Origin of the sequence: Tenuifilum sp., assembly GCF_037481895.1 — a bacterium.
GTDB classification, from domain to species: Bacteria; Bacteroidota; Bacteroidia; order Bacteroidales; family Tenuifilaceae; genus Tenuifilum; species Tenuifilum osseticum.
Map to the genome: position 1 here is coordinate 24,165 of NZ_JBBFKU010000023.1, position 20,244 is coordinate 44,408.

The 20,244-nt window shown below is 43.5% G+C and carries 17 protein-coding genes; 7 read left to right on the forward strand and 10 right to left on the reverse strand.

The features are described 5' to 3' along the window. Positions 1-146: 146 nt before the first annotated feature. The 3 genes from WHS63_RS08325 to WHS63_RS08335 all read right to left on the reverse strand — a co-directional run bounded on the left by WHS63_RS08325 (position 147) and on the right by WHS63_RS08335 (position 3,940). Positions 147-1,175 (reverse strand): 2-oxoacid:ferredoxin oxidoreductase subunit beta, encoded by a 1,029-nt coding sequence (locus WHS63_RS08325; RefSeq protein ID WP_445198305.1) that lies wholly within the window; start codon positions 1,173-1,175, stop codon positions 147-149. A 2-nt stretch (positions 1,176-1,177) separates the two neighbouring features. Next, positions 1,178-3,031, reverse strand: coding sequence for a 2-oxoacid:acceptor oxidoreductase subunit alpha (locus WHS63_RS08330; protein ID WP_445204702.1), 1,854 nt, complete (start codon positions 3,029-3,031; stop codon positions 1,178-1,180). A gap of 183 nt (positions 3,032-3,214) precedes the next feature. Continuing rightward, positions 3,215-3,940, reverse strand: a complete 726-nt coding sequence (locus WHS63_RS08335; protein WP_445204703.1) for a Mut7-C RNAse domain-containing protein — start codon at positions 3,938-3,940, stop codon at positions 3,215-3,217. A 70-nt stretch (positions 3,941-4,010) separates the two neighbouring features. On the opposite strand from WHS63_RS08335, the gene WHS63_RS08340 reads away from it, so the two are divergent. Further along, positions 4,011-4,538, forward strand: a complete 528-nt coding sequence (locus WHS63_RS08340) for a gamma carbonic anhydrase family protein (RefSeq protein WP_445204704.1) — start codon at positions 4,011-4,013, stop codon at positions 4,536-4,538. A gap of 50 nt (positions 4,539-4,588) precedes the next feature. Next, positions 4,589-5,137: a thioredoxin family protein gene (locus WHS63_RS08345; RefSeq protein WP_445204705.1), complete on the forward strand. Its 549-nt coding sequence runs from the start codon at positions 4,589-4,591 to the stop codon at positions 5,135-5,137. On the opposite strand, the gene WHS63_RS08350 is transcribed toward WHS63_RS08345, so the two are convergent. Both WHS63_RS08350 and WHS63_RS08355 read right to left on the reverse strand, forming a co-directional pair. Next, entirely contained in the window at positions 5,138-6,235 is a 1,098-nt protein-coding gene (locus WHS63_RS08350) for a DUF4831 family protein (protein WP_445204706.1), read from the reverse strand. It lies immediately after the preceding gene. Next, positions 6,228-7,742, reverse strand: coding sequence for an NAD(P)H-hydrate dehydratase (locus WHS63_RS08355; RefSeq protein WP_445204707.1), 1,515 nt, complete (start codon positions 7,740-7,742; stop codon positions 6,228-6,230). Before WHS63_RS08355 ends, WHS63_RS08350 begins: the two co-directional genes overlap by 8 nt. 591 nt (positions 7,743-8,333) lie before the next feature. On the opposite strand from WHS63_RS08355, the gene WHS63_RS08360 reads away from it, so the two are divergent. Together WHS63_RS08360 and WHS63_RS08365 are read left to right on the forward strand one after the other, a co-directional pair. After that, the gene (locus tag WHS63_RS08360) at positions 8,334-10,142 is read left to right on the forward strand and encodes a peptide MFS transporter (RefSeq protein WP_445204708.1); all 1,809 of its coding nucleotides are present in this window, start codon (positions 8,334-8,336) and stop codon (positions 10,140-10,142) included. 340 nt (positions 10,143-10,482) lie between these two features. Continuing rightward, positions 10,483-10,857, forward strand: a complete 375-nt coding sequence (locus tag WHS63_RS08365; protein ID WP_369490349.1) for an RNA recognition motif domain-containing protein — start codon at positions 10,483-10,485, stop codon at positions 10,855-10,857. 54 nt (positions 10,858-10,911) lie between these two features. On the opposite strand, the gene WHS63_RS08370 is transcribed toward WHS63_RS08365, so the two are convergent. From WHS63_RS08370 to WHS63_RS08380, 3 genes are all read right to left on the reverse strand, one after another. Continuing rightward, positions 10,912-11,289 (reverse strand): hypothetical protein, encoded by a 378-nt coding sequence (locus WHS63_RS08370; protein WP_445204709.1) that lies wholly within the window; start codon positions 11,287-11,289, stop codon positions 10,912-10,914. A 21-nt stretch (positions 11,290-11,310) separates the two neighbouring features. Then, positions 11,311-13,197: an aldehyde ferredoxin oxidoreductase C-terminal domain-containing protein gene (locus WHS63_RS08375; RefSeq protein WP_445204710.1), complete on the reverse strand. Its 1,887-nt coding sequence runs from the start codon at positions 13,195-13,197 to the stop codon at positions 11,311-11,313. 649 nt (positions 13,198-13,846) lie between these two features. Then, the gene (locus tag WHS63_RS08380; protein WP_445204711.1) at positions 13,847-14,017 is read right to left on the reverse strand and encodes a hypothetical protein; all 171 of its coding nucleotides are present in this window, start codon (positions 14,015-14,017) and stop codon (positions 13,847-13,849) included. A gap of 426 nt (positions 14,018-14,443) precedes the next feature. On the opposite strand from WHS63_RS08380, the gene WHS63_RS08385 reads away from it, so the two are divergent. Beyond that, complete coding sequence (locus tag WHS63_RS08385) at positions 14,444-15,160, forward strand: YjjG family noncanonical pyrimidine nucleotidase (protein ID WP_445204712.1); 717 nt, start codon at positions 14,444-14,446, stop codon at positions 15,158-15,160. Positions 15,161-15,162: 2 nt separating this feature from the next. Here WHS63_RS08385 and dnaB read toward each other — a convergent pair whose 3' ends face one another. Together dnaB and WHS63_RS08395 are read right to left on the reverse strand one after the other, a co-directional pair. Further along, positions 15,163-16,704, reverse strand: coding sequence for a replicative DNA helicase (gene dnaB, locus WHS63_RS08390; RefSeq protein WP_445204713.1), 1,542 nt, complete (start codon positions 16,702-16,704; stop codon positions 15,163-15,165). A 192-nt stretch (positions 16,705-16,896) separates the two neighbouring features. Beyond that, complete coding sequence (locus WHS63_RS08395; RefSeq protein WP_445204714.1) at positions 16,897-17,154, reverse strand: SemiSWEET family sugar transporter; 258 nt, start codon at positions 17,152-17,154, stop codon at positions 16,897-16,899. Positions 17,155-17,436: 282 nt separating this feature from the next. Between WHS63_RS08395 and gldB the strand changes: the two genes are divergently transcribed. Next, positions 17,437-18,444 carry a gliding motility lipoprotein GldB gene (gldB, locus tag WHS63_RS08400; protein ID WP_445204715.1) on the forward strand — a complete coding sequence of 336 codons (1,008 nt, stop codon included), beginning with the start codon at positions 17,437-17,439 and terminating at the stop codon, positions 18,442-18,444. Positions 18,445-18,563: 119 nt separating this feature from the next. Beyond that, a complete protein-coding gene (locus WHS63_RS08405) occupies positions 18,564-20,234 on the forward strand; it encodes a formate--tetrahydrofolate ligase (RefSeq protein ID WP_445204716.1) in 1,671 nt (556 codons plus the stop codon). Positions 20,235-20,244 lie beyond the last annotated feature (10 nt).

Genomic DNA, 20,244 nt, shown 5'->3' on the forward strand with positions numbered 1-20,244 from the left:
GCATTAAACTTTTAAATCATCAAATAAGCAAATTTAGCATTTATTAACTAAATAAACTAATGTTCAACGTAATAGTGAAAAAAAATATTGAAAAAAGGCTGCCTGAAGTTGGCAGCCTTAATTTATTAAAAAGAGATAATAAGGTTTTATACTTCCCAGGTATCGCCACTGTTGAGTAAATCGTCAACTGACTTAATCTTGGCGGTTTTCATCACCTCAAGCACTTGGTCGCGTACGTTATCATCGTAGGTAGAGTCTTTTACGTTACGGATTACACCAAGGGCTACAGGGTAATCGGGGTACTCCATGTTGGCAAGCATCATGTGAACACCAGGATTTGGGTTATAGGCATCGTGCACAAGTATATCGTCCATGGTAAAGCCACCCTGACCAATGGTTACAACCTTAAGGCTCAGTCCGCTGAGAATTAGTCCTTTATCCCTGTTTTTCCCGAATACCATTTTTTCGCCATGGCGGAGAACAATCACTCTATCGTCGCGATGTTCACGGTCGGTTATGTAATCGTAAGCCCCATCGTTAAAAATGACGCAGTTTTGAAGAATTTCAACAACCGACGTGCCATCGTGCTTAGCAGCTTCAACCATAATCTCAGCGGTAAGCTTAACATCAACATCGAGCGAACGGGCAAAAAACTTTCCCTGAGCGCCAATAACCAGTTCACCTGGGCGGAATGGATGCTCAACCGTACCAAATGGTGAAGTTTTGGTGATTGCTCCAAGTGGCGAGGTTGGTGAGTACTGACCTTTGGTTAACCCGTAAATCTGGTTGTTGAAAAGTAAGATGTTAATATCGATGTTACGCCTTACTGCGTGGATAAAGTGGTTACCTCCAATGGCAAGGGCATCGCCATCGCCAGTAACCTGCCAAACGCTCAGCGTTGGGTTTGCCACCTTTACTCCGGTAGCTATGGCCGATGCACGACCATGTATGCCATGGAACCCAAATGTATTAACGTAGTAGGGGAAACGGCTGGAACAACCAATACCAGAAACAAATACGTATCGTTCAAGGTTATACTTTAGCTGTTTTGATACCTCGGGTAAGGCTTTTTGTACGGCATTCAGAATGGCGTGGTCGCCACAACCCGGACACCAACGCACTTCCTGATCGCTCTTAAAATCCTGTGGGGTGTAATTCATATATTGTTCTTCCATGGCTATTTACCCTCCAAAATTTGGTTAAACTTTTCAACCAGTTCCACCACGGTGAATGGTAGACCCTGAACCTTGTTATACTGTAGGTAGTTGAATTGCTGATAATTCATTCGTAGGTGGTTTGCAAACTGCCCCATGTTTAACTCGCATACCACAAGTTTCTTGAAACGGCCAAAAATGTCGGCAACATTTTTTGGCATGGGGTTTATGTAGTTGAAATGGCACAGTGATACTTTTTTGCCGTTTGCACGCATTTCCTGAACTGCATCGAACAGATGACCGAATGTTCCGCCCCAACCAATAACAAGCAGGTCGCCTTCGGGGTCGCCAATCACTTGCTGCTCAGGGATAAACTCCTGAACACGCTGAACCTTTGCAGCACGGATATCGACCATTCGTTGGTGGTTGGTTGGGTCGTGCGAAACGGTACCTTTTAGGAAATCCTTTTCCAAGCCCCCCACCCTATGAGCAATACCTTTTTTACCGGGGAAAGCCCAACCACGCGCTAAGCGCTTCTCATCGCGAGCATAAGGCATATACCCTTCGGTTCCCTCAGCAACAATTGGTGGTTTTATTTCAGGATAATCCTTCATACTTGGTATGCGCCATGGCTCAGAGCCATTAGCAATATAACCATCAGTTAAAAGCAGTACGGGGGTCATATGTTCCATGGCAATTTTACCTGCCATAAAAGCGTAATCGAAGCAGTTGCTTGGGGTACTGGCGGCAATAACTACCACTGGTGCCTCGCCGTTGCGTCCCCAAAGAGCTTGCATAAGGTCGGACTGCTCGGTTTTGGTTGGCAAACCGGTTGAAGGACCACCGCGCTGTACGTCAACTATAACTAAAGGCAACTCAGTCATAACGGCAAGCCCCAAAGCCTCAGACTTCAGTGAAAGCCCAGGGCCCGATGTAGTGGTGACTGCAAAGTTTCCGGCATATGCAGCGCCAATTGCCGTACATATTCCAGCAATTTCATCCTCAGCCTGAAGGGTTTTAACGCCTAAATCCTTACGCTTGGCTAGCTCTATTAAAATTTCAGTGGCTGGAGTAATGGGGTATGAACCACAAAACAGGGGTAAGCTCGCTTTTTCAGCAGCTGCTATTAAACCCCATGCGGTAGCCGTGTTTCCATTAATATTACGGTATTTACCCTTGGGTAAAGTAGTAGCCTGCTTTACTTTATAGGTGCTTGCAATGGCATGAATATTTGCGGCGTAGTTAAACCCATCGCGTAAAACTTTCTTGTTTGCCTCAACCACTTCGGGCTTTTTGGAGAATTTCTTTTCAAAGAATTTCTCGGTAAAGCTTAAGGGCCTATCGAATATGTAGTAAACCATACCCAAGGCAAACATGTTTTTACTACGGATGATGCTCTTATTGTCCAAGCCGCTATCCTTAAGGCTTTCCTTGGTAAGGTTTGTAATAGGAGCGAAAATCACCTTGTAATCCTGCAGGTTTAACTCCGATACTGCATCGAAAGTTTTATAGCCAGCACGCTGATATCCCTTTTCATTAAACTGGTCGGCATCAACTATAATCATACCGCCACGTTTAACCCATTTGGCATTGGCTTTTAGGGCTGCAGGGTTCATTGCAATTAGCACATCGCAAAAATCGCCAGGGGTATTAACTTTTCGGCTTCCAAAGTGCACCTGAAAACCCGATACGCCTCCAATGGTGCCCTGTGGGGCGCGTATTTCCGATGGGTAATCGGGGAAAGTGCTTACATCGTTACCAAAAAGTGCCGATGCATCGGCAAACAGGGTTCCGGTAAGCTGCATACCATCGCCGGAATCACCTGAAAATCGAACAACAACCTCGTCCAGCTCTTGGACACTTTTTTGTTTATCCATAAAGATGCTGTTTAGTTTTTAAACATCCTGAATTATATAAATCTGATATCCAGAATGTTATATTGATTACTACTTATTTATTTATGACACAAAATTAGGCTTTTTTATACACAGCAATCGTTTTAAAACATATTTTACGGCATGTTTTTCATTTTTACCTTAACCATAAAAATAAGCTAACAACTACTTTGAATACTTACTAAGCAGCTTGGAAATCCGGATAAAGTGAGGTCCCTCCCAGTAAACCTGCCCACATCTAGTACACTGAAAAAACTCACTGTAAATCTGGTAGGTAGTTGAAGGAACTAAGTTTTTAACCATGGGTTTATCAACCTGTTCTACCTCACCATTGCACAGCGAGCACCTTGAAAACGGATCAAGGTAGTGAGCAAGGTCAAAGTAATGAACCACCTCGGCAAGCTGCAGCTGAGGATTGGTGTTTCTGAGAAAATATCCAAATTGGGCTTGGCCGTTACGCAGGATACCCTTATCGCGGGTCAAAATAATTCGGCCATCGGCTTGTGAAATATCAAGTATCTGATTGTCAGAAAATGACTTATCGTATAGTGTGTCGATTCCGCAAAAGCGGAGGTATGCGGCCAGTCGACCTAAATGAACATCAAGAATAAACCTGGGGGGCTTTTCAAAATCCGGTCTTAAAGCAATTGCCGATACTGGCAATGAAGTAAATTTTGGGTAACACGAAATTAGTGTGCCGTTGGCAGGACGGTAATCAAAATTAACCGGTAGGCTATCGGCTAAAATCAGAAAAACCTCAACATGCGGAACCCCTATCGATTCAACCAAGTCCTTTACAGTGGGCATCCCCAAAAACCCTACACGCTGATCCTTATGCTTTTTGCCTTGTGGCAAAAAATCGTTCAGATCGCCATAAACTCTAATGTTCACAAACTTTTTGAACTCAACCGGCACGATAACTGTTAGTAAGTAGTAAATTTGCAGTAAATTACAAAATGGTATGGCAATAATCAAACCCTTGAGGGGAATTACACCTAAAATTGGTAAGAACTGCTTTATTGCTGAGACTGCAGTGATAATAGGTGATGTTGAAATTGGCGATGATTGCAGTATTTGGTACGGCGCTGTGCTTCGTGGCGATGTTAACTCCATTAGAATAGGTAACAGGGTTAATATCCAGGATAATGCGGTGCTTCACACCACCTACCAGAAAACAACCATCGAGGTTGGCGATGATGTATCGATTGGACATGGTGTAATACTTCATGGCGCCCAGGTAAGCCGGGGAGCCTTGCTAGGAATGGGTTGTACTGTTATGGACAACGCTAAAGTTGGCGAAGGAGCAATAGTTGCTGCCAACGCACTGGTATTGGAGAACACTGTTATTGAACCCGCATGCGTTTATGCAGGAGTTCCAGCCCGTTTTGTCAAAAAGGTTGACCCAGAACTTAGCCGCGAAACCAATGAGCGTATTGCCCGCAACTACCTCTTTTACTCAGGCTGGTATAAAGATGGTGATGCAAAGTGATATTAAGGCATTATTTTTGAACTTATTTACCGTTAACCAAAATCAAAACCATGAAAAACAGAATCTGGGTTTTAGCTATTTGGATGCTTGGCATATCCGCTTCAGTTTCCATGGCTCAAGAAACAAAAATCAACTGGATTGAAATAGATAGGGCTTTTGAGGTAAACGAAAAAACGCCCCGAAAAATATTCATCGATGTTTATACCGACTGGTGTGGCTGGTGTAAGAAGATGGATGAGAATACTTTTACCAACCCTGTAATAGCCTCGTACCTCACCCAAAAGTTTCATGCCGTAAAGTTCAATGCCGAAGGTTCAAAAGATATAACATATAAAGGTAAGGTATACAAGAATAAGGGGCAGGGGCAACGCAATCCGCATGAGTTTGCAATAGCTATACTACAAGGAAGGTTATCGTATCCCTCAATAGTTTTTATGGACGAGAACAATAACCTAATAACCTACATTGCCGGATACCTTACTCCTGAACAGCTAGAACCTATAATGGCTTACATTGAAAGCGATGCTTACAAAACCCAGAAATGGGAAGATTTTCGGGCAAAGTTTGTAAGTAAACTAAATACAGTAGCAAATCCTTAATCACTTACCCGGAAAATTAACAGGCAGTTGGGCTAGCAGTCCATACTGAAATACGCTTAAACGCTTTTCAACAAGTAGCTGCTTGCCGTCAATAACTCTCATGTTAACTGCAACGGGTATCCTGTAGTAAAACCTGTCGATTTTGGCTTTTAAAGCAATGGTTTCCAGGCTATTCTTAGTAGCATCAATATTCTCAGGATATTCAGGTTGATCAAACTCAATGAGTATGGGGCGCCCAGAAAGATCGGTTGACGAAAGCAATCCTTTGCTTTCGGAAAAACGGAAAAGGATAGCGCTCTCGCCTTCGGTGTTCGAGGGAATGAAGCTATAGGTTTGAGTGAATGTGTGAGTAAACCTTTTACCTACAAATAGTGCCAGATATTCGTCCTCCAGCCTTTGAAGTTCCTTCAAAATCAGCTGAAGTGCATCTCCACTGAATGGATGGTCGATATCAGGGGTAAGAAAATCGAGCCTTTTTTTTCGGATGCTAAAAATAAAATCGGCTGCCTCCTTAACTTTCTCCTCAAGGTTGCGTTCAATGGTCATTGAACGCTGTATGGGTACCCTAACGTAAACACTGTCGCGCAGGGTTCTACCATAAAATGTAGTTGTTTCCTCAGCAACAAAAGGGTTAACCGATAAATCCTTATAAATTACCTCTCCTTTACTGCTTACTTCTTTGTTTTTAGCAATGGCTCTACTTTCAGGGGTTTGGTTAACAGGTAATATTAACCCTTCATTAGAAAGATTTATAAAGTTACCATAACCCTTTCCCGATGGGTAAACGGCAAAGACTGCTTTGGGGTCTGTTTCAGCGGTGGTTTCTACATCTATTTTCTCAATTAGATACTCAACCTTTTCGGTATTGTTTACCCCGTCGATACCCAAAAATTTTTTTGCATACTCGGCATAGGGACCAGGTATATATTCGCTTTGAGAGCAAACAACCTTTACGTAAACCACTGTTCGGGGTAACGTATAGTAAACTGCAACTTTTTTATAGTCAATTGTTTTACCAGCTGGTTCAACTTGAATGGTTTTACTATTGCAGCCCAATAATACAAGGGATAGAACTGCTAAGAAAATATTTTTACTCATCATAGTTGGTTAAGTGTTGGAATGCTTTACAAATATAGTTCACAATGTCCGAAGCGCACAAGCTAATTTGTCCAAATTCGTCGGCGGCCAAGTCGCCTGCAAGGCCATGGATATAAACACCCGTAATGGCAGCATCGGCCGGGGGAAGCCCACGAGCCAGCAATCCGGTAATTATTCCACTAAGAACATCGCCGCTCCCTCCGGTTGCCATCCCCGGATTTCCGGTGGAGTTGAAATGAACATTGCCACTGGGCAATACTACCCTTGTGTAGGCTCCTTTTAGAACAATTATCACCCTATATTTTTGTGCCATTTCTCTTGCACGTTCAAGCCGCTCCCAGTTACACTGCGATTTCCCAAAAAGGCGGTCGAACTCTCCGGGATGTGGTGTTAAAATCAATGTATTGTTAGCACTATTGAGTACATCAATATTCCTTGAAAGTAAGTTTAGACCATCGGCATCTACCACCAGAGGTAATCGGCAGGTTTTAATCAACCTGACGAGCATTTGCTCGGTTTCGGTACTTTGTGCAATGCCTGGGCCCACACAAACCGCCTGATATCGATCCAGTTCAGGGAATTGGGTAATGTGAGTTTCACAGCTATCGATGCTAGTTAAGGCCTCAGGAACATTTACCTGGGCAATGGTATAGCCTACCTTGGGAATATGCATTGTTACTAATCCTACCCCACTCCTCACAACCGATTTAGCACATAGGCAAGCCGCTCCCATCATCCCGTTGGAACCTGCAATAACCAGTGCATGCCCGTAAGTCCCTTTATGGGCAAAGGTTGACAACTGGAAAAAATCAGTTTTGATACTACTTGCCGTGGTATAATGGTAGGGTGTAGCCGTATTCTCAATAGCCTCCGTATGCAGACCAATGGGTAGAACTACCCAGCGCTTTAAAAATTGCTCATTTTCTGGCATAAAAAAAGCCAGCTTGGGAAACTGTAAGCTAAGACAGTAGTCGGACTTTACCACAGGGTTATTGTTGGGTACTGGATTGGCCTCGCCAAAAAGACCCGATGGAATATCAATAGCGATAACCTTAGCCCCCGATGAGTTGATATGCTCAATTAGTTGAGCAGCAACACCTTCAATGGATCGACTAAGCCCCGAACCGTATAGGGCATCAACAACCAGATCATCGTTATGAATTTCAGGAAAATCGGATTGATGTTTAACTAAAAATATTTCCGGCGTTAACTCCTTTAGACGATCAAGATTTGTTAAAAAGTCGGCTGAGTAAGAATCGGCTTTTAAGTAGTAACAGTGCGCGTTAAAGCCCGTATTAATTAGCAAACGAGCCAATGCAAGCCCATCGCCCCCGTTATTACCGGGGCCACAAAAGATTTTAATCCTTCGATTCTTATGGTATTTGCTTCGAAACCAGTTGAAAAGGGCTGTTGCAGCCCGTTCCATCAAATCAATTGACTCAATGGGTTCGTTTTCGATGGTATAAGCATCGATGCTTTTGATCTGGCTTGTTTTGAATACTTTCATTGATTCAGGCTATAGTGCTAAGTTACTAATTTTTCCCCGATTGTTTATCCAGAACTGGTTAATTGTAAAAAATCCATTGATGAATCACCTCTAAAAATGTTTTCCCCTCTCCTATTTTTCAACCCGGTTTAAATTGTTAATCCATGGCATTTAGATTTAACAGTTCATTTCCCTCTTACTCCCTCTATCTCAGCCATATTCTGAATTCTTCCGTTTCACGGTTCACGGTACACGGTTCACGAAAATAAAGCTCTCCAACCCCCTCATATCCTCAATTCTTCTTTTAACTTTTAACTTTTCACTTTTCACTAGTTCTAACCTCCTCTAACTTCCTCTAACTCCATCATATTCTTTTGATTCTGACTCATTCCGACTCATTCCTCTAATCCCGTCTGAATTTGTTAAATCATGGCACTTCGGTTTATTATATTTACAAATTAAAACCAATAAATGGTTATCGCTTTTAACATTTAGGTAAAATAAGCTTAACAAAAACATTATACAACATAATTTGTGGATTTGGAAATAAACCATTAAATACTATTTTTGTCAATCTTGAAAAATTGAAGATAAACTAAAACCATAATTTATATGTTGAAAAATCATCCTAAAGGACTACTGGTAGCGTTCTTCTCCAACATGGGAGAGCGTTTCGGTTTCTACACCATGATGGCCATCCTGGTGTTATTCCTACAAGCTAAGTATGGCCTATCGGCCGAGGAAGCCGGCGGATACTACAGCTGGTTTTACTTTGCAATTTATGCGTTAGCCCTTATTGGCGGATTAATAGCCGATGCAACCAATAGGTATAAAACAGTAATTCTGTTGGGGATAATCATTATGTTTGGTGGCTACGCAATGATTGCCATGCCTGGCATGAGCCTGACCATGACATTACTTGGGCTTTTCATCATTGCATTTGGGAATGGCTTATTCAAAGGTAACCTGCAGGCTGTAGTAGGCCAGATGTACGACAACCCTGAATACTCAAAGGTTCGCGATACTGGTTTCATGATTTTTTATATGGGTATAAATGTAGGTGCATTCTTTGCCCCATTTGTTGCTACCGGAATCCGTAACTGGTTTCTTCGCAGCCAAGGCTTTGAGCACGATGCCAGCCTACCCTCGCTTTGCCATGCATTCCTAAACGGAAAGGTAACCGATCCTGAGTCGCTCGCAAAGTTCGAAAGCCTTGCCAGCAAAGTTTCGGGTGCCACTATTGCTGGCACTGAACAGCTCACCGATTTTGCTCATAAATACATTGATGCCTTTTCGCGCGGGTATAACTGGGCTTTTGGTGTTGCTGCAGTTGCAATGGTGATCTCGCTACTTGTATATGTAATTTTCAACAAAAAATTACCCAATAAGGAGAAAAAGGTTAGCACTACACCTGCTGCGGGTTCGCTATTTACCAAAAAGAACCTTCTAAACGTAATTGTACCCATTGCCCTTGTATTATTGACTGGAGCGATTTTCTGGTTACTCGGAGCCGAAATTGCTTTAGGATTGGCCATTGGTCTATTCTTTGGCTTTGTGGCCATGATGTTCATGATGTCAACCAAGGAAGAACTTCCAAAGGTTACCTCGCTTTTACTCGTATTTGTGGTTGTAATCTTTTTCTGGATGTCGTTCCACCAGAACGGTTTAACCTTGACCCTCTTTGCCCGCGACTATACCGTTAAGGAGGTTGGACCTTTCACCAATATCTTCTTCAACATATGGTCAATGCTTTCGTTTATTGGCACTATTGCTGGGTTGGTGTTAATGTTTGCCCGTAAACAGATTCGTGAGAGAATAATTGGACTGGTAATGTTTCTTGGCCTTGGTTACCTAACCTACTACCAGGCTATCAAATTTGGGGCTTCCAACCCAATTGCCCCCGAGGTTTTCCAATCGTTTAACCCATTGTTCATAGTAGTGCTTACATTCCCTGTTATGGGTGCTTTTGCCTGGATGAACAAACGCAATATTGAACCCTCAACCCCAAAGAAAATAGGTATAGGGATGATAATTGCTGCAATTGGATTTGTGGTTGTGCTGTTGAGCTCAATTCACCTAATAGCTCCCAAAACCATCGAGGCGCAAGGGCTAACCGAATGGGGCAGGGTTTCGCCTTACTGGCTAATTAGCAGCTACCTGATTCTAACCATTGCTGAGTTATTCCTCAGCCCAATGGGATTGTCGTTTGTATCAAAGGTTGCTCCTCAACGCTTCCAGGGATTAATGCAGGGTGGTTGGCTACTTGCTACTGCCATTGGAAACAAGTTGCTTTTTGTAGGCAGCTTCTTCTGGGAAAGAATTGAGCTATGGCAGCTCTGGACAATCTTTATTGTTTGCTGCTTACTCTCGGCAATTTTCATCTTCTCCATTATGCGTAGGTTGGAAGAAGCAACCAAGTAACAATCAATTATACTACTCTTAATTAGTGGGTGCCCATTCAGGTACCCACTTTTTTTAAAACATTTATTGCTCTCAGTGCTTTGATTTGAAGTGAGATTCAATATTATACTTTTGGGCTCCTACTTATCTTACTTAAACCTCCTTGTCTTTCCCTTGCAAAAAAATAATTTTCCGAAAATGGTGATTGTTAAATTAATTGCACTACCTTTGCAGCGAATTGAGAAACGCTTCAACACAGAATATTTTGCCGCATCTAGCCGATTCCCGACAAAACATCAGTTAAGCAAGGCCTCAATCAAAAAAAACAATTTATTTATCAATCACAATCTAATTTTAGTTTATGAACATTTACGTGTCAGGTCTGAGTTACCGCATTAACGATGACGACCTAAGGCAACTTTTCGAAGAGTATGGCCAGATTAACTCGGCCAAAGTAATTACCGACAGGGAAACAGGGCGTTCGAGAGGATTCGGCTTTGTTGAGATGGCCAATGATGAAGAGGCCCGTACTGCAATTGAGGAGCTTACCGGCGCTGAATACGATGGTAAGGTAATCAGCGTTTCAGAAGCAAAACCCAAAACCGACAAGCCCCGCAACGGTGGTGGATTCAACCGTGAGCGTCGTGGCGGTGGTTACGGTGAACGTCGTGGCGGTTACAGCCGCGAGGGTCGCGATAGCCGTGGTGGCGGTCGCGGTGGCAGAAGGGATTACTAGGATTCTTTCAAGTATACCAATTAGAAAGGCAGCCATTGGGCTGCCTTTTTTATTTTACTTCTGTAAACGTTCCACTCTTGTTGCAAAGTACTTGGTGCTGCCCCGCCAGGGAACCCTGATATATCGTTTCTTGTAATGTATGTTTACCCTTTCACCACTTAGAGCTACCTGCTCTAGCTCCTTTACAAGTTCATGATTACTGGGTTCAACCGAAAAATCGAAGGTTTCAGCAATGGGGCTGGTTCCCCTTAATGCGCCAAACGACTCAAGGCCTAACTTGGCCTCATAGGTTTTGAATATCACACCTTTCTGGCTAATGCGAATTATTTTCCCTGCCATAACGCCTTCCTCATAAGTACCCCAGTAAAGGAATGCAGCTATAGCAACTAGTAATAGCGCAATGAAAAAAAGTATCCTACGAATGATCTTCATTTTTTTCGTCAAATATAACTATTAATGAAATTCAAGAAGCGATTCATGTATGCCCTTATGAATTTCGTACCAGAAATCAAGTGCAGCACTGCGCTTGTCCTCCTCAAAATACTTTATCCATCTGTCGAGTTCAGGATTGCTTACACCATCAACCTCCTTCTTTTTCCTTAGAAAGGAGTAAACAAAATCGATATTCCTTTCGCTTTCCCAGAATATGGATGCGTTACGGCTGTTTATTCGGCTTGCAGTAAGAAGTATCGATCGTTGAAACTTTTCCTTTAACCCGTAAAGTTGCTCAATTACATCAGGGAGAATATCCTCAGCCCATGCCCTGTGGAAGCGGCACATTCCCAGGTTATCCATTACAAGCTCGTTTAGCATGCGCTTAGCGTTTTCCCTTCCCAACTGGCGGGGAGGAACAAAATCCTTTCCGTAGTACATGTAGTACTTACCCATAATTGCCATGGGCGATAGCACTCCGGGTGTCCAGTACTGGTTGGGTACCATCCAGCCGGAACGCGCAAAACCTATGTATATAAACTTATCGAGTACAGATGTTCCCTTACGCCGGGCAAGATGACGGGCAAACTTGCGTGCCCCCTCGCGCAAGTGAAAAACTCCGTTGGGATTCACCATCTGGTCGAGTAATGCAACTCCAATGTTGGCGTTATGCATGGAGTCCTCCACAACACGGAAACCATTGGGAGAGAATACTGGAACATTGTCCACACCAAGTTCCTGGGGTGTTACCAACCCGTCGGCCAAACAGTCCATAAGCCACGATAACACGCCACCCACCGAAATGGCATCGAAACCAAGCATATCGGCATGGTGGTTTAGCTTTTCGGCAGCTCGCTGATCGAATATTCCGCACAGAGGTCCCATGGTTTGGTAGGGCTCATAATCTTTCTTGAACTCCCCATGCATTTTTTTACATACAGCCCCACAAGGCTCACCACATGTACGCTGCTGCTTGGTTTTTATGGTCTCCTCGTTAAACTGCTTGAGGTAATGATTTACAATGAAGTCGTTATGAATTTTAAGGCGTTCCTCCTCCGTCATGTAGATTGTTCGATAGTTGAAGGCCATAATATCGCCCTTCATGGTGGCATAGTTCACGCCAAAGGTACCGCCGGTTTCGAATTTGGGGTCGAACCGATACTTGGTGGTTGCCTCCATATCCTTGGCAGCGAGGCGTTTCTGGTAGCGATCCTCAAACCAGCTATCGACAACGGTACGGTCGCGGAAGTCCTCATCGATATATGTTCCACCGTAAATAATAGCAACAATGTTGTGCTGCTGCACCATTTTGGTACCAAAGCCTCCACGGCCAGCCCAGGTATCAACATAGGTAATCTCATTCTTACGAATTGGAGCTGAGGCAATGGCGCCAAAATCGGTGTACATCGATGCTGGCCCGGTAGCAAGTATTCGGGGTTCATTCTCATAGCGGCTACCAAACTGGTTGAGTGCATACTGCATCATGGAGTAAACCCCACCACGGCCCTCGGCCCAAATGGTTCGTGGCCGTACAGGTAGAAGTTCTACCTCAATTTCCTCACCATGAATACGGTTAAGGTAAAGGATTGACGGTGCTGCAGCCTTGCCTACAATGGAAAACATATTTATTCCAAGGTTATCGAATACCAAACCTGCACCCCCCATCGACGATATGTAAAAACCATGCCAACATGGCGATATTCCATTCACAATCAGGCGGTTAGAACCAGGAAAAATTGAACCAGCCAAAAGTCCAACCCCTATATTTAAGCTGTTATGCTTATGCGATAGATGTATTCCCAAATCAATCGGCCCAAAAAAATCGCCCACTTGGAAACGGTTCACCTTGTAAAAGCCACTTGCTGCATCTACCATCAGCACTTTTATGGTTGGATTTGATGTGCTCATTCTAGTACGGTTTAAAATTTCAGCTCAAAGATACAAAGGCAAGAATTATCTGTTAATAAAATAACAGATTTTAATACTGCCCATTACCCCTTATAAGTTAAGATTTTTTGTGGATTTTCTTAGCTTTTCAAATGTAAACTTAGACTTTCTGGAGATAATTTGATTAACAAGCTTCTTTCCACAAGTCAACATCAAAAGTCATTTAGCTTGGATAATTGCCATGGTGAATAGTAATTTACTGGATAAACTTCGCCTAAACATCTCTCTGAAATGCTGCGCTCGCCCAAGCATCTCTTTGTGCCTATAATCCTTTATTCCTTTTGATTGTTTTTCAGACAATCGCTCTTTGCCATACTTTTCTTTTGCGATGCAACGTTTCAGTGTTAATCTTTGGAAAAGGTATTGCGTGCATCGCTATACATGAGGGAATAATCATGGTGTTACAAATATTACGCCCCTACGGGGCGGGAAGCGTTGCTGGTATCTCGTTGTTCGTTGTTCGTAAAAAAAGACCTCACCCCCACCCCTCTCCTGACAGGAGAGGGGGAAGCAATTAGGAGACCTTATTGCAAGGCTAAAGTCTCCCCTCTCAGGGGAGATTTAGAGGGGTCATCTGGGTTGTTTGTGGGAAACGGCTTCATCCCAGACTTTATTCCTGAGAGAGAATGGAGCGGAAGAAGCAGGCAGAGGCATAAAAGCCTGACCCGGTAATGGGTCGGGGGTGGAACGTTGCGGTGGGCTTAGTAAGCGATACCACATGAGTCACGCCATAGGCGTGGCGAATAGTATCGCGTGGCAGTTCCACCCGCGGGGTACCCATCGGGTCGGGCTTTTTCAGCCTTGATTTTCTTTGGTTCTTTCTTGTATCAAGACAAGAAAGAACATGTAAACCGCTCTTTGCCATGCTTTTCTTTTGCGATGCAACGCTTTCCCCTTGCTCTTTGGAAAAAATATTGCGTGCATCGCTATACATGTGGGAATCATCATGGTGTTAAAAATATTACGCCCCTACGGGGCTGGAAGCTTTGCAAGTAACTCGTTGTTCGTTGTTCGTGAGGTTATTGTCATGTTGAGCGTTAGCGAAACATCTCATTTTGCAAGAAAGAGAAAGATCCTTCGCTGCGCTCAGGATGATAAGGAAAGGTGCTCGTGAATCGTTGTTCGTAAATGCATATTAACCCCGATCAAGTTTTAGGTTTGCAGGCATTAATTACTATAACTATTTTTGTGCCGTTAAAACTACACCATGATACTCAACTTTTTCTTCAAGCACAACACTTACAAGCATATTTTTTTTGATTTAGACAGAACGCTATGGGACTTTGAGCAGAACATGCGCGATGCGCTTGCTGAAATCTACGTTAACCATAAGCTGGACTTGGCCTTTCCTAATCCCGATACTTTCATTGACTGCTTTAACCGAAACAACCATTACCTGTGGGATAAGTACCTAAAAGGTGAGCTGACTAAGGAAGTTCTGCGCTACAAGCGGTTTGAGATTACCTTGGCTGAGTATGGTATTGAAAGCAAACCCCTTGCCGAAACCATTGGCGATGAGTACTTAACCATTATGCCCTTAAAAACTGCGCTAATCCCTGGCACTCGTGAAACTCTCGATTACTTGGCCAATAGGTATAAACTACACGTTATCTCAAACGGGTTTAAAGAGGTTCAACTACCTAAGCTGCAAAGAAGCAATATTGATAAGTACTTTGAGTGGGTTGTAACATCGGAACACTCAGGATTCCACAAGCCCGATAAGCGAGCCTTTGGGTATGCACTATCAAAGGCTAACGCCCGTAAGGGCGAGAGTATTATGATAGGCGACGACCTTGAGATAGATATACTGGGAGCAAAGAAGTTCGGTATGGATCAAATTTATTTCAACCCCAAATGCAACCCTCACCAGGCCAAAGTTACCTTTGAGGTGAGGGAGCTAGTTGAGATTATAAAAATCCTTTAACCCTAAAAAGGTATATTGGTATTATCAATTCCCTTACCGGGATTAAACGTAAAATCGTCAACAGGGTCGTTGTTCATCTTTGAGCTAAAGGTAACGGGGGCAGAGGATGTATAGGTAGGAGTAATAGTATTGGGAATAATAACCATATCGTCCAAATCGGAGAATTTAGCCATTTCCTTCTGGAATCGCAGTCGAACATCATCAACTGCACCGTTACGGTGCTTGGCAACAATTATTTCAGCAATGCCAAGGGTTGAATTGCCGCTGTCATCAACATCAAAGCCATAGTACTCAGGGCGGTGAATAAAAATAACCACGTCGGCATCCTGCTCAATGGCGCCCGATTCGCGAAGGTCAGAGAGTTGTGGGCGTTTGTTCCCCCCACGGGTTTCAACTGAACGGTTTAGCTGCGAAAGGGCAATGATAGGAATATCGAGTTCCTTTGCAATAGCCTTTAGCGAGCGGGAAATGGTGCTAACCTCCTGCTCTCGGTTACCCTTGGTATCGGTTGGGCCGGTCATCAGCTGTAGGTAGTCAATAATCACTATTCCTATGTTGTGCTGCGCCTTAAGCCTCCTACACTTAGCCCTTAGCTCAAATATGGAGAGTGCGGGGGTATCATCAATAAAAATCTTGGCATCGGCTAGCTGCTTGGTTTTAACGGTTAGCTGAGTCCATTCGTCATTCGATAGCCTTCCGTTGCGTATCTTTTCCGAGGGGATGCCCGATTCGGCAATGATCAAACGGTTTACCAGCTGAATGTTTGACATTTCAAGGGAGAAGAATGCTACAGGAACGTCGTACTCCACGGCCATATTGCGCGCCATGGATAGTACGAATGCTGTTTTACCCATTGATGGGCGCGCTGCCACAATAATTAAGTCCGATTTTTGCCAACCCGAGGTTAACCTATCCAAATCAGTAAATCCAGTTGGAACCCCGCTAAGACCATCCTCGCGCTTACCAGCCTCCTCTATCTGCTTGAATGCTTTAACTACAATGTTGCTAATGGGTTGAGTATCGCTTTTAATATTACCCTCTGCCACCTTAAAGAGTTCCATTTCGGAATAGTCCAGCAGCTCATCAACATCAATATCATCCTCAAACGAACGTCGTTCAATATCGGTGGCAACCCGGATAAGTTCGCGCTGGATATACTTTTGTGCAATAATCTTTGAGTGATACTCAAGGTGTGCTGCAGATCCCACCTTGGAGCTAAGCTCAGTGATGTATGCTGCCCCGCCAACCTCATCGAGCTTGGACTGTTTACGCAACTCCTCGGTTACCGTGAAAATATCGATTGGTTCAAGCCTTGCCGATAAATCCTGAATGGCTTTAAAGATAATTTGGTGTGTTTCCTTATAGAAACATTCGGGCTTAAGGATCTCGCTTGCAATAATTACACCATCCTTTTCAACCATTATAGCGCCAAGCACTGCCTGTTCAATATCAACCGCTTGCGGGGGAACCTTACCTAATTCCGATACCATTGGTTTTGCAGGTGAATATGGCTTTTTTCCCGTACTTTTTCTCTCTCCGGCCATTTTTATTTGTTTTTGCAAAGCAAAGGTAGAATTTCAATTCGCGAAACGGAAGCTGCACCCCATAGTGTTTTTTCACATTCAAACATCGGTTACTAACAAGTTATTAACCGATGGGGTAAACCCACAAATTCTCAATGCGATAGGAAAGTAATAGAGAATAGAAGTGAATAAAACGGGGCTTGAGAGCCTGGATTAACCGTAACGTTTCTTAAGGATAAGCAACAGGAATGCGCCAATTAAAAGTATTGTGTTTGTTAAGTATATGAAGGGATCCAAACGGATTAGGCCATAAACAATCCAAAAAACTCCGTTCAGCAGACCGATTGCAATTCCGGACCAAGCCAAATCGTGGGTCTTTTTGGTTTTCCATGAAGTATAAACCTGTGGAAAGAATAAGCTTGCCGCAGTTATTGAACCGAGCAAACCAAATACCTGAGCAACATCAATCATAGCTTAAAAATTAAGCATTAAAACCCAAATGCTTTACAGTCCTAACTCAATTGACTATAAGCCATTCAAAGATAGCCACCAAATGGTAAAGAGGTTTTATCAAGTCGTATTTTATTCACAAAATTTTATTTAGACATTTTTCAGGACGGGTCACGGGTCATCCTTTATCCTTTATCCTTTATCCTTTATCCTTTAACCTTTATCCTTTACCCTTTATCCTTTACCCTTTACCCTTTATCCATGTATTTACTATCTTTGTTCTGCTTTTAAAACTTGAACACCATGAGGAACAAATGGATAGTAGCAGCCATTACCGTTTTGGCCATTCAAGGCTGTAAGGAAAACCGATTCGACTCAATTCAAACCCCTAGAGATGTTGAACCTGTTTCCATTACCAGGTTCGAGAAAGAGCTGTTTAGCCTTGATCCTGACAGCATTGAAAAAGCCTTCCCCATTGTTTATCAAAAGCACACAAGTTTCACAAAACTGTTTACTGAGGGCATTATACGAATTGGGAAAAGCGATTCCCCCGATTTTTACAGGTACTTAGGGTTATTCCTCACCGATACCATGGTGCAAAACGCCAACAGAATGGTAGGCAGTGTATTCCCAGCCAATGCTCCATTTGAAAAGGAGATTGGCGATGAGTTCGCGAGGTACTCTTTCTTTTTCCCAAGCAAACCACTACCAAAGGTTTACACCTATATTTCAGGTTATAACCTGTCATTGGCAATCGATGATAGTTTGGTGGCCGTAGGGCTCGACCGCTATTTGGGTAAAAATACCATACAGTACTCCCTGCTTGGCATACCTGTTTACCAGCAACGTAAGATGCACCCCGGTAAAGTTCCATCGGATGTTATGCGGGCCTGGCTGTACAGCGCTTTCCCTTTCCACGATTCAATCAACAACCTGCTGAGTAACATGATTTACGAAGGGCAAATCATGTACCTAACCAAGCGGATGCTCCCACATCAACACGACTCCCTTATTTTTGGTTTTACACCACAGCAGTACAAGTGGTGCCTAAATAACGAGTCTGCCATGTGGACTCACCTTATTGAAAATAAGCTGCTCTTTACCACCAATACTGTTGACATCAACAAGATGATAAACGATGCTCCATTTACATCGGGGTTTCCACAGGAATCGCCCGGAAGGGCTGCAGTTTGGATAGGCTACCGAATTGTTGAGCGCTTTATGGAGCGAAACAAAAATATCGATCTTCAGGAGCTAATGCTTATAAAGGATTACCAGGAAATCCTTACCCTGGCAAGATATAAACCGTAAGCAAATTTGCCCATAAACAAATTTTGCTGTAACTTGTTATTCATAATTGGTAAAACTTATATGATAAAATCTACATAAGTTAATAACACTTTCCCTGAATAACCTAAATCATTTTTACTATGAAAAGCGATATTGAAATTGCACACGAAGCTAAAATGAAGCCCATAACCGAGATAGCCGGAATTCTGGGCATCAATCCTGACGATTTAATACCTTACGGTAAGTATAAAGCTAAAATCCCTTTGAGCTACATCGATAAGGAAAAGTATCAGCAAAACAAGCTGATACTGGTATCGGCCATTTCACCAACACCTGCCGGAGAGGGTAAAACAACAGTATCAATTGGCTTGGCGCAAAGCCTTAACCGAATTGGTAAGCAAACCACAGTGGTTCTCCGTGAACCCTCGCTAGGCCCTGTGTTCGGTATAAAAGGAGGAGCAACCGGTGGTGGATACTCACAGGTTCTTCCCATGGAAGATATCAACCTTCATTTTACTGGCGATTTCAATGCTGTGGAAAGGGCGCACAACCTTCTTGCTGCGCTAATAGACAATAATATACAAAGCAAAAAACGCTCCCTTGGCATCGATCCCCGTACTGTGCACTGGAAGCGAGTGATGGACATGAACGACAGAGCGTTGCGCCACATCATTGTTGGGCTGGGTGGTACAACCCATGGGGTACCCCGCGAAACCGGATTTGATATAACAGCCGCTTCGGAGGTTATGGCAATACTCTGCCTAGCCGAAAACATGGAAGACCTGAAGCATAGGTTAGGGAACATCTTTGTGGGCTATACCTACGATAAAAAGCCCATTTATGCTCGAGATTTACATGCCGAGGGTGCCATGGCAGCGCTTTTACGCGATGCTATAATGCCTAACCTAGTGCAAACCATTGAGAATACCCCTGCCATTATTCATGGCGGACCATTCGCCAATATAGCCCAGGGGACCAACTCGGTTTTAGCCACAAAAATGGGACTCTCGCTCAGTGAGTTCGTGGTTACCGAGGCTGGTTTTGGTTTCGATCTGGGAGCCGAAAAATTCATTGATATCAAGTGCCAGTATGCAGGGTTAAAACCAAGTGCAGTTGTGCTTGTTGCCACAATAAGGGCTCTCAAATACCATGGCGGAAAGCCACTTAAGGAGGTTTCACAACCCGATGTAGAGGCTCTTAAAAAGGGTATTGGCAACCTGCAAAAGCATGTGGAAAACATGAAGCTTTTTGGCATCTGCCCCGTGGTAGCCATAAATAGATTTACAACTGACACTAACGAAGAGGTTGAATACATAAAAAGCGTTTGCAGGGAAATGGATGTTCAGGTTGCTGAGGTTGATGTGTGGGGTAAAGGTGGCGAGGGTGCCATAGAGTTGGCTAAAATTGTTAACAAGATTGCCATGAACTGCCCATACCAGCATAAAACCCTTTACGACTGGAACTGGACACCCGAAGCAAAAATCGAAACCCTTGCCAAGAAGATATACGGTGCTGAGGCTGTAGATTACACCGCTCAAGCAAAGGAGGATTTAAAGAAGGTATACTCACTGGGGCTCGACAAACTGCCAATTTGTATGGCAAAGACCCAAAAATCGCTCTCCGATAACCCCGACCTGCTTGGCAGGCCAAAGGATTTTGTGGTTACTGTTAGGGAAATTGAGGTTGCTGCTGGCGCAGGATTTATCATTCCAATTACCGGACAGATAATGCGTATGCCCGGATTACCCGATGAGCCTGCAGCCGAGCGAATTGATGTGGATAACAATGGAGTTATCAGCGGACTATTCTAACCTCACCTTT